The sequence below is a fragment of the Sulfuriflexus sp. genome, from assembly GCF_032250955.1.
GTDB lineage: Bacteria > Pseudomonadota > Gammaproteobacteria > AKS1 > AKS1 > Sulfuriflexus.
Genome location: NZ_JAVVES010000030.1, coordinates 19,621 through 29,621, shown reverse-complemented (window position 1 = coordinate 29,621; position 10,001 = coordinate 19,621). Strand labels below are relative to the sequence as shown.

Sequence of the window (10,001 nt, the reverse complement as noted above, 5' to 3'; positions counted from 1 at the left end):
GGGCGACGGCTTGCGTGGCGGCTTCTTTCAACCAGTCAATCACCAGGGCTTCAAACAGCGAGGTAAACCCTGAGCCTGATTCAGACCAGGGAACGGTTGCCGTTACTACGCCGTGTTCCTTACACTTAATACGTGGTACATCTGCAACCAGAATTGTCTTGTACTGACAGGTATCCAGGTGTCTCCATTGCCGCTGGCGTTTGTCATATCCGGGGCAAAGGGTTCCGCAAGTCGGACAGGAAAACGCGGCATCGGATTCGGGTTCGACGTAAACCTTCACCTCACCTGTTTCAGTTAACAGCTCAACATCAGACACTTGCCATGGGCTTCGTATCCCTAATATCTGCGCGTATAATTCTTTGTCTCTCATGGCTTCTACGGTAACCTACCCACTTGATTTGGTGAAGAGCCACGCGAAGAACAGGTTCTTTCTTTGCGACACTTCGTGCATTTTGCGGTAAACAAGCCCACCCCAGCGGGGTCGGAGTCGCTGTCTAGACGTGCTTCTGACCTGGTTGCCAACGTCGCGGCGCGTTGTTCCAGCGAACCATCACGCTCGCGCGACTCCGACCCCTAATCGGCGTACGAAAAGTTAACACTTTAAATTTCACATAAGCAGTTGTTATCTAACGTTTGCCGGTATTGGCAATGCGAAACTGTTTCATGCTGTATACACATACATTAAGGCAGTCACTGGATCATTTTAAAAATATGAAGCGAATAGAGGGGCTTGCACGTTTGGCACAGTGATTGCACCTGTTGTGAATCAGGAAGCGAATATTGATTACGTTCAGCGCTAACAGGCTTGAGGTGAAGACATGAAGACAATCATTTCAGGCCTGGCTTGCGGAGCAGTAATGTTACTGATTTCCAGTAGCCTGCAGGCAGAAGATAATGCCGCCGCATTAAATTCGATAGATGGCGATCGTGTTGAGGATCGCGAATTGCGCAACATCAGGGCTAAAGGTGCCACGGCATTTTCGCCAGGACAGCCTGAAGCAGTGTCGGTCATTCTCTGGGATGAGAAGAGTGGCACTAAAAACCCGGCGAGTTATGAAAGCGCAACCGGCAGCGGCAACGTGCAGAAAGTGAAAGTAATAATTAACCGGGACTGAGCAGGGAGCAACATATGCAGGCATGGATACACAGGAGTCTATTCAGTTGTAGTGTGATATCTATTGTGGTTGTGCAATCTGGACTGGCCTGGTCAGAGGATGAAGTAACCGGCAGTAAACAGTATACGCAATCTGAACAGGTCGCATTGATACATAAGGAAGACGCGTATTCATTACCATCAAGCAGGCCTGGCGAGGATGTTCTTTCTGTTGCTGGCAAGGAGGAGGCTGACCTTGCAGATGAAAGTTATGTGGCAAAAGACAACGAAACTGTCAGCGCCCGGGAGACTGACACTGAGATAGCCCGGGCCGGCGAAGCCGTGACGAACACAGGGCCAACACGCAAGCGAGTAGACGAGCGGGCGGTGAGGATGATCAGAAAGATCATCTGGATGTCATTATTTTATTCAGGCTCAAACTGAGTTTTATACTTTAACATTGAGTAAATACAGGATAAATAAACATGAAGCATTACAAGAAAATTATGGTTGGAACGATGGTAGGCATTGCGACTATGCAATCATCTTTCGCGCAGGCAAATGACACAAATGACAACGATTTTGTCATCGTGTCGTCTTATATTACTGAATCCAGTATTGACGGTGACGCACTTTCCGGAGCGAGTGGCGCGATAGGGATAAACATGGTGGCGGGTGATGCCAATTTACAGGCGAATGCCGCCGCTATCGCAATCAGCCCCAATGGCCTGGCGCGGACACATATCAGCAGCCGTCAGGCGACCGCAATCGGGCAGGCAACCGCCCCCGACAGCAGTATCGCCGCTATCCGTGACAATGCCTTTGCGAATTCAAGCGGCATATTATCAATCAACCAGATAAGTGGCGGGAGTAACGTGCAGGCCAATGGAGTTTCCTTTGCCTACGGCCTGGAGGTCATGCCTGTCACTGATGCGGCGTTGGCGCAAACGGTTACGGGTAACACAACCGATCTGTCCGCGAACGGCCTGGACAAATCATCGCTGCATATCGCAGACATTGAAGCAACCGCTTTTGAAAACAGTCGTGGCATTGTCCAGATCAACCAGACAGCCGGTTCGGGCAATGCGACGCGAAATAATTTTGCACTGCGTATTTTCGCGGCTGCGAAATGAATTCCCCCTGCATGACCCCGGCGGGATGGAATTACAGGGACGGGGTAAACCCTAAACACTGATAAGGAGAACGACTATGAATAAGCAATTTAAATACGCACCACTGGCACTTGCCATGGCCGCATTGTTTGCATCACCACTAGCTTTTGCTAATGGAGAAGGTAATGGGCAAGGTCATGACACTGATACAATCTCAACATCCAAGACAGACACGGAAGTTAATACTGACGTCGATACCTCGACAAGCAGTCAAAGCCTCGCAGTCAATATTGAAAAATCCGTCTCTCTGGATGAGGAAGTTGACGTATATGTTGAGGCTGACCTCATACCTGATGCGTATTCGCGCGCCCTGGTTGATGATACTCAGACCAACCTGCTGAATGAAGCTGAAAACTTCAATCACGACAACAATGCTACCGCCTCGGGCGATTCTATGAGCAATGCATCAGGTAACATCGGTGCCAACGTGGCTGCAGGTGATAACAACCAGCAGGACAATGCTGCTGCTATCGCGGCTGCCGATGCCGAGTTGACCTTCGGTATGGCGGATGCCCAGGTGCACGCCTCACAGGACGGTGAGTTTAATTACACCTTAAATGAGGGTGTCACTAACACCGCTGGCGCGATTGATAACGCCTTCCAGGGTGCATCGGGTAACGTTGGTGCGAACTTTGCCGCGGGCAACAATAACCAGCAGAAGAACAACCTTGCCGTCTCCGTATCATCAGGTGGGGTTGGCCTGGCCATGGTGACTTCTGAGCAGGAATCAGACCGTAACTATACCAGCAACACGGGTTCCGTTGTCAGGTTAGAAAGTGGCGGTGAGCTTAGCGGCACACAGGAACTCAGTGGTACCTATACTGGCACGTCGGATCAGATCGGTAATGTCTACCCGGATATTTGGGCTAACAATCCTGGTGATGGCCCCGATGTACACCCGACCGATGAACCGGGTCCTGTCGGCCATTTTGACCTGGATACGGCTACACAAGGTGGTAGTGATCTGAACGATGATGGTGGTGCACTGGCCTTTAATGAGCAGGGCGATATCACTCTGTCAGGCACCTTCAGCGGCAGTTTCAGTAGTTTTCAGGATGTCTTCCTGCCGTCCAGCAACGATGCCAGCCTGTCCGGCAGCGCGTTTAGTGGTGCCTCGGGTAACATCGGTGTGAATATCGCCGCAGGCACGGGTAACCAGCAGAACAACAGCCTCAGCATCAGTGCTTCCACCGGTACCGCAGCGGGTGGTGGCAGCAATGGTGGTGGCGAACCGTCACTGTAGTAATACTGCTCGCTAGCCGTTCTATGCCGGCCGGGATAAACCGGCCGGCATATTTCACTCATCCAAGACAGGTTACCTGATCGTGAATAATGACAATCGATTTGTATATTATCTGGGGCGTTATCTGAGCCTGGTTATGTTGATACTGGCGCTGTTGCTGGCATCGATATCTGAAGCCAGTGAGGTGCGTTTTTCCAGCATCGTCCCGGGCGCCGGCATAATCAACAAGCAGGTTATCAGTCTGCGCGAACAGCGTTATGTCAATCTTATCAGACAGGACACGGATTTCAGTTGTGGTGCGGCTTCCCTGGCGACCATCCTCAAGTATGCCTATGGAATGGATGTCAGTGAAGAATCGGTACTGCGTGGCATGTTGAAGGTAGCTGACCCTGAACTGGTCAGGCAAAAAGGCTTCTCATTACTGGATATCAAGCGATATGTAGAAACACTGGGAATGCGTGGTCGCGGTTACGAGGTGAAGCCCAGCACGCTAAGGCGAGTCAGGATTCCGACGATTGCGTTAATTGATATTCGCGGTTACAAGCATTTCGTGGTCTTTCAAACGGTCAGAGATAACAAGGTCTATCTTGCAGACCCGGCGTTGGGCAACAAGATTCTGACTTTTGATGAATTTAACAAGATTTGGAACGGGGTGGTTTTTGCGGTGATTGGCAAGGGTTTCGACCGGAATACGGTTTTACTGCAACCCGAAGAACCGTTAACAGCACGTGGCCTGGCGCAGGCGCATATCCCACCAACTAATTCCGATTTGCTGAGGTTCGGTTTCACTCATGCTGATCTTTTTTAAATTAACGGAAGGCAAGCAGTTATTTTATAGCTATGCGAGATAAATAACACATTATTTTAATAACGTATGTTGGTGAAAAACAAGTGTGTAATTGACGATCGCTGTTTTTTTTCATATGGAGAGGATAATGAACAGACATTCACCAATTCGAATGACAGGTGTCGCCGCCGCCGTGGTAATGGCCTGCGGGTTATTGACGCCGACAGTACATGCAACCATTGAAGAGGACTTATTCGCATTCAATGATGAAATTGAGTTAACCGACGAAGAGCTGGGAAGCCTGCGTGGCCGTTATATTGGTGGTAACCAGATCACTTATTTTGGTGTCGAAATGTATACCCAGGTGACCGGTGCATCGGGCCAGGTCACTACCGCGGGTTTGAATTTCTCGGCGGATATTTCATCCACCGGTATAAGGCCGACGGTGACCATTTATCACTCCAGTGCGGCGGGCGATGGTACCGTTTCGGTCAACGGCAATGTCGCCAGTATTAACTCGGCCGGGGTCAATAATATTAATGGCGTCAGCCAGAGTGTCCAGGTGGCGGGTAACCTGAATACGGCCAGCAATGATCTGGGTGTTGATATCTCCAGCAGCCCCGGCGATCCTGACAGCCTGTTTGCCAATTTTGATGGTACCAGTTCCAGTCTGGATGGCCCGGGGACGCAAAGTATTAGCGGTGATGCCGGCACCATGACCACGTACAGCCTGAATAAAACCGGCTTTGGCTACACGGTGGTTTTACCGGGCGACATCGAGGTGTCACAGAATGTCCGTAACGCGGCCCTTAACCAGGCTAACGGTATCAGCCAGCAGGTACAGATAAGCAGCAGTCAGTACCAGGTCAATAATGTAACCAATATTGTTGCCCGCCAGCAGCAGGTCGTAAATGGCCTCCAGCGCCCGGAAATAGATACGGCACTCTCCAGCCTGCGTGGTCTGCAGTCTACGGGCCAGCTGTGATTGAATGTGTGAGGCGCTGCCGCGCTATGTGCAAATTACGTATTGAACGTATGGGGCACATGCCGGAAATTTAAATAATGCCGGTATCCAGGACACCTCTAATCGGCGTTATCCCTTCTGCCTTTGGGATAAGCAGCGCCCTGGCTGTCGTCGTTTGACAGCTTAGGCGAATGGTTAGTCGTTCTGTCAGAAGGCCAGGATGAGGGAGTAAATAAGACAATGTGTTATCCAATCTACATCCCCTCACCCTAACCCTCTCCCGGAGGGAGAGGGGATTAACGGCACGGCAGTGAGATGTCTTGATAAGGTGATGAGTTACTGGCCAGCCGGTGAGATAACTCGTCTGTATTACGCAATAAAAAAGGGAAGATTATGCTTAACGTAAGGAAGCGGGTTGTTGCGGCTACTTTTTGTATGACTGTCGCGGCCCCGGCGATGGCCGACGCCGCGGACAATGAAATGTTACAGCGTGAACTCGAGATGCTGCGGGCGCAGAATGACGCACAATCCATGCGCCTGATGCGCCTGGAGGCCCGCGTCGAACGCCTGTCTTTTTACAACCAGTCATATGCCGGCCCGGCCACGCGGGGCCGGGTCATGAATGCCGCCTATCGCGGCGACAAGACACAGTTGGCACAGGCGCCGACCCAGCCGGAAAACGCGCCGGCGAATGCCACCGCTCCCGCTACCGCCGGGGAAGAGGAGGTCGTCAAGGAGGCACCAGCCAGCGGTAGTAAACGCGCGGTTTACCAGGAACAGCATGCCCTGTTTGACAGCAAGTTTACCTTCGAGCCGGGTTTTACCTACTCTACCTTTGACCGCAACCAGTTATTGCTAAACGGTTTCCTGGCCCTCGATGCAATCTTTCTGGGCAACATCAGCGTCGACGAAGTTGAGGCCCAGATCCTGACCTTGAATCTGGGGGGGCGCTATGGCGCGACGGATCGGCTGCAACTGGACTTTAATGTGCCCTTTGTTTATCGAAACACCAATTATCAGTCCGTCGGCGCGGGTTTTGGCAACGCCTCGTCTGAGGAGGACGTGACCCTGGACCCGGAACTCGGGGACGTGAGCGCCGGCTTCTATTACCAGTTGTTCAAGGAGCAGGTCAATCGGCCGGACATCGTCTGGAATGTGCGTGTCAAGGCCCCGACGGGCAGTGACCCTTACGGCATCCCGATTGTTGAAGTCCCTGGTTCAGGCGGTAACCTGAGGATCCCGGACGAGCTTCCGAGCGGTAACGGTGTCTGGGCCCTGTCTACCGGCTTTTCGTTTGTGAAGACCGTCGACCCGGCCATCCTCTATGCGAACGTGAACTACAATTACAATTTCAAGGAAGACTTTGATGATATCAGCTCGGATGCCGGTGATCAGCCCGGCTCCATAGACCTTGGCAATGCCTTCAGTTATGGGTTCGGTCTCGCCTTTGCCCTGAATGAGCGCATGAGTATGAGCTTTGGCTATTCGCAGACCTTTTCTGAAAAGTCAGAGCAGCGGCTCGACAGCAGTGGTGACTGGCAGTCGATCATTGGCAGTGACATCAATAGCGCGCAGTTGAATGTTGGTGCCACTTATGCCCTGAGTGACAGGTCATCCTGGATCACCAATGTCGGTGTTGGTCTGAACACGGATGCCCCCGATGTTACCTTGAATATGAAGTTCCCCTATACCTTCTGATGGCGGTACCGGCATGGGTATTTGTATGCCCGTGCCGTTTTGTTTATCGTTACGAGATGGCGCACACCATTTCACGCACTTTCCCGCACAAATCCCGACAGCTTCGCTGGCTGATCGCAGTCAACGTCATTATCCTGTTGGCCGGCCTGTTTTCGCCCATGCTGACACTGGAGAAGTTCATCTTTGTCGAAAACACCTTTTCACTTGTCAGCGGTGTCTGGCAGTTGCTCCGGGAAGGCAAGTGGCTCTTGTTCCTGATTCTGCTGGCGTTCAGTATTCTGCTGCCGGTATTAAAGCTTATCGTTCTTTATCAACTGGTTGCCCCGCGTGCAGTCAGGCCTGGCAGGTACCGGCGTTATCTTGAGCTGATGCATGAATACGGAAGGTGGTCGATGCTGGACGTCTTTGTGGTCGCGGTGTTGATCGTCGCAGTGAAGCTGGATGTGCTTTTCGAGGTCCAGGTCCATTTCGGGCTATATGCCTTTGCCGCCGCCGTCCTGTTGACCATGATTATTACAGCGCAGGTGGTCAGGCTGAGTGACGCCTGCCTGGAAAAGGCAGGCGTCAGCTAAGCCGCCAGTTGAGTTCCTGGCCGGCACGCAGTGGTATGAGCCTTTCCTGTCCCAATGGATAATCATCAGGTACACGCCAGGCTTCACATGCCAGGGTGATGCTGCCACTGTTGCGCGGCAGGCCATAGAAATCCGCGCCATGAAAACTGGCGAAGGCTTCCAGTTTCTCAAGACGCCCGGCGGCCTCGAAGACCTCGGCATAGAGTTCTATCGCGGCATGGGCGGTATACATGCCGGCACAACCACAGGCGCTTTCCTTTGCCCCTTGTGCATGTGGTGCACTGTCAGTGCCGAGGAAGAATTTCCTGTTGCCGCTGGTGGCAACATCGATGAGCACCTCGCGGTGTTCCTCACGCTTGAGAATCGGCAGGCAATAATGATGCGGCCGTATGCCGCCGGTAAACATGGCATTACGGTTCATCAGTAAATGGTGGGCCGTGATCGTGGCGGCAATAGTATCCGGTGCACTGAGGACAAAATCCGCTGCATCACCCGTGGTGATGTGTTCAAGGACAATTTTCAGGGTGGGGAATTTTTCCAGCAGCGGCAGCAGCTGTTCATGAATGAAGACCGCTTCCCGGTCAAAGACATCAATGTTCGGATCAGTGGCCTCGCCATGGATCAGCAGGGGCAGGCCCAGTTCCTGCATGGCGGACAGTGCCGCATGGGTCTTGCCGATATCAGAGACCCCGGCATCGGAATGGGTAGTGGCCCCGGCGGGGTAGAGCTTCACGGCATGCACATGCTCATTTTCGGCGGCACGGGCGATTTCTTCCGGCGAGGTGTTATCCGTCAGATACAGGGTCATCAAGGGCTGGAAATCACTGCCTGGCGGACAGGCGGCCAGGATCCGTTCACGATAGGCCAGCGCAGCGGCCACGGTGGTTACCGCCGGCTTCAGGTTCGGCATGATAATCGCGCGCGCGAACTGCCGCGCGGTATGCGGGACAACATCGGTTAATGCGGAATCGTCGCGCACGTGCAGGTGCCAGTCATCGGGGCGTGTCAGGGTCAGTGTTTGCATAGGTCTTCGGGCCATCCTCATGGCGATTATGCCATGAGAACGTGTCTTCGTCTGCCACTACTGCCCGGGTTCCCCGAATGCCTCGGTCGTATAACGCTCGACCACGATGCTGTCAGACCAGTAATCGGCCGGCAGGCCCGCCTTCCTTTTAAGTTGTTGCAGGAAAACCGCGGGCTCGGGCAGCGAGGTCCAGACGCTGGGCAAAAAAGTGCCTCTCAGGCTGTTGTCGCGCAGAACAAGACCATCGACACCCGGGCGAAGCATGGCGAGTAGTTCCTCTTCTGAAGTGAAACTGAGGGGTTGAGGAGGGCTCAGCACCTCGATATGAATATGCACCTTTTCCAGTTCATCATGACGTAGCGGTGTAAAGCGGGGGTCGCGAAAGGCGGCATTATAGGCATTTGCTACGACATCACTCACCAATGGCTGGTAGGCGGCAAGGTTACCGATACAGCCGCGCAGTTCCTCACTACAATGCAAGGTAACGAAACTGGCAGCATCTTTCTGTAATGCTTCGCTGTAGTATTTTGCCGGTTTGACCGCCAGGCTGGCGCCGTGCTTCAGGCCATGGCTTATTGATTCCCTGGCCAGTGTTAACAGGGTATTTCTGTCCTGGGTATTGAGCATAATTTAATCTGTCAGCATCCACGCGCCATAACCGACTACCCGGTCACGCGGGCCAGCGGTATCGCCCGAGTTACGCAAATCCAGGGTATGCACATGCAGATGACGGCGTTTGGCAACCGTGAGCAACCCGTTCAGCGCGTTTCTGCCGCAGGCCTGGTCATAACCAATAGCATCGGGCTCGAGTGATTCAATGGCACTACACGTGTTTTGATCGAGCTGTTGCGCGGTAAGGTAATCATGGTAATGACTCAGATCGGTACTGATGACGACCAGGGTGTGTTCATCCCGCCACAGCTGTTCGATGACCTCGGCAACCTCAACGGCGTCTGCATCGCCCACCACCAGGGGGATGAGCGAAAAATCGCCGAGCAGCTTTTGCAGAAAAGGTAATTGCACCTCGAGACAGTGCTCATCGGCATGGGCCTGATCCAGCTGCTGAACCTGCGGCAGACGGAGTAAGTCCTGGCGCGCCTCATGGTCGAGGGGGATCTGGCCCAGCGGGGTCACAAAATAGTCGGCGCTACTCATGGCGATGCCATGAAAGCCGACCCGGTGCGCGGGGCCGAGTAGAGCCACCTTGCGGACCTTGTCGTGCAGCGGGAATAAATGGGTATAGGCACGGGCAGCAACCGGGCCGGAATAGACATAGCCGGCATGCGGGACGATTAGGGCCAGTGCCGGTTTGTGGTCATCGCCCGCTTTGGCAAGAAATTCATCGAGTTGCCGGTCCAATTCGGCGGGATCGGCAGGATAAAAAAGCCCGGCCACCGCCGCTTCCCTGATAATTTCCATCGTCCTGATCTCCATATTAGACAGTCTAA

General features: G+C 53.2%; 12 protein-coding genes. 8 read left to right on the top strand and 4 right to left on the bottom strand.

The window, feature by feature from the left end:
* Positions 1-370: transposase family protein (locus tag RQ738_RS07345; RefSeq protein ID WP_314163505.1), on the bottom strand; the 370-nt coding region annotated here is incomplete at its 3' end.
* 448 nt (positions 371-818) lie between these two features.
* On the opposite strand from RQ738_RS07345, the gene RQ738_RS07340 reads away from it, so the two are divergent.
* From RQ738_RS07340 to RQ738_RS07305, 8 genes are all read left to right on the top strand, one after another.
* Positions 819-1,115 (top strand): hypothetical protein, encoded by a 297-nt coding sequence (locus RQ738_RS07340; RefSeq protein WP_314163504.1) that lies wholly within the window; start codon positions 819-821, stop codon positions 1,113-1,115.
* Positions 1,116-1,129: 14 nt separating this feature from the next.
* Positions 1,130-1,537: a hypothetical protein gene (locus RQ738_RS07335; RefSeq protein WP_314163503.1), complete on the top strand. Its 408-nt coding sequence runs from the start codon at positions 1,130-1,132 to the stop codon at positions 1,535-1,537.
* Between the two features lie 92 nt (positions 1,538-1,629).
* On the top strand, positions 1,630-2,226 hold the full coding sequence (locus tag RQ738_RS07330; RefSeq protein ID WP_314163502.1) for a hypothetical protein: 597 nt from the start codon (positions 1,630-1,632) through the stop codon (positions 2,224-2,226).
* A 76-nt stretch (positions 2,227-2,302) separates the two neighbouring features.
* The gene (locus RQ738_RS07325; protein WP_314163501.1) at positions 2,303-3,508 is read left to right on the top strand and encodes a hypothetical protein; all 1,206 of its coding nucleotides are present in this window, start codon (positions 2,303-2,305) and stop codon (positions 3,506-3,508) included.
* Between the two features lie 82 nt (positions 3,509-3,590).
* Positions 3,591-4,316, top strand: a complete 726-nt coding sequence (locus RQ738_RS07320) for a C39 family peptidase (RefSeq protein ID WP_314163500.1) — start codon at positions 3,591-3,593, stop codon at positions 4,314-4,316.
* A 127-nt stretch (positions 4,317-4,443) separates the two neighbouring features.
* A complete protein-coding gene (locus RQ738_RS07315) occupies positions 4,444-5,280 on the top strand; it encodes a hypothetical protein (RefSeq protein WP_314163499.1) in 837 nt (278 codons plus the stop codon).
* Positions 5,281-5,694: 414 nt separating this feature from the next.
* On the top strand, positions 5,695-6,957 hold the full coding sequence (locus RQ738_RS07310) for a transporter (RefSeq protein WP_314163498.1): 1,263 nt from the start codon (positions 5,695-5,697) through the stop codon (positions 6,955-6,957).
* Entirely contained in the window at positions 6,957-7,529 is a 573-nt protein-coding gene (locus RQ738_RS07305) for a paraquat-inducible protein A (RefSeq protein ID WP_314163497.1), read from the top strand. Before RQ738_RS07310 ends, RQ738_RS07305 begins: the two co-directional genes overlap by 1 nt.
* On the opposite strand, the gene pyrC is transcribed toward RQ738_RS07305, so the two are convergent.
* The 3 genes from pyrC to amrB are packed head-to-tail and all read right to left on the bottom strand — an operon-like array spanning position 7,522 to position 9,972.
* A complete protein-coding gene (gene pyrC, locus RQ738_RS07300) occupies positions 7,522-8,553 on the bottom strand; it encodes a dihydroorotase (RefSeq protein ID WP_314163492.1) in 1,032 nt (343 codons plus the stop codon). The genes RQ738_RS07305 and pyrC overlap by 8 nt on opposite strands.
* Positions 8,554-8,610: 57 nt before the next feature.
* A complete protein-coding gene (gene amrA, locus RQ738_RS07295) occupies positions 8,611-9,180 on the bottom strand; it encodes an AmmeMemoRadiSam system protein A (RefSeq protein WP_314163487.1) in 570 nt (189 codons plus the stop codon).
* A gap of 3 nt (positions 9,181-9,183) precedes the next feature.
* Entirely contained in the window at positions 9,184-9,972 is a 789-nt protein-coding gene (amrB, locus tag RQ738_RS07290) for an AmmeMemoRadiSam system protein B (RefSeq protein ID WP_314163483.1), read from the bottom strand.
* Positions 9,973-10,001 lie beyond the last annotated feature (29 nt).

Coding starts and splice junctions, on each gene's coding strand:
- RQ738_RS07305 (WP_314163497.1), top strand. CDS start 6,957: ATGGCGGTACCGGCATGGGTATTTGTATGCCCGTGCCGTTTTGTTTAT.
- RQ738_RS07330 (WP_314163502.1), top strand. CDS start 1,630: ATGCAATCATCTTTCGCGCAGGCAAATGACACAAATGACAACGATTTT.
- amrB (WP_314163483.1), bottom strand. CDS start 9,972: ATGGAAATTATCAGGGAAGCGGCGGTGGCCGGGCTTTTTTATCCTGCC.
- RQ738_RS07335 (WP_314163503.1), top strand. CDS start 1,130: ATGCAGGCATGGATACACAGGAGTCTATTCAGTTGTAGTGTGATATCT.
- RQ738_RS07325 (WP_314163501.1), top strand. CDS start 2,303: ATGAATAAGCAATTTAAATACGCACCACTGGCACTTGCCATGGCCGCA.
- RQ738_RS07315 (WP_314163499.1), top strand. CDS start 4,444: ATGAACAGACATTCACCAATTCGAATGACAGGTGTCGCCGCCGCCGTG.
- amrA (WP_314163487.1), bottom strand. CDS start 9,180: ATGCTCAATACCCAGGACAGAAATACCCTGTTAACACTGGCCAGGGAA.
- RQ738_RS07310 (WP_314163498.1), top strand. CDS start 5,695: ATGACTGTCGCGGCCCCGGCGATGGCCGACGCCGCGGACAATGAAATG.
- pyrC (WP_314163492.1), bottom strand. CDS start 8,553: ATGCAAACACTGACCCTGACACGCCCCGATGACTGGCACCTGCACGTG.
- RQ738_RS07340 (WP_314163504.1), top strand. CDS start 819: ATGAAGACAATCATTTCAGGCCTGGCTTGCGGAGCAGTAATGTTACTG.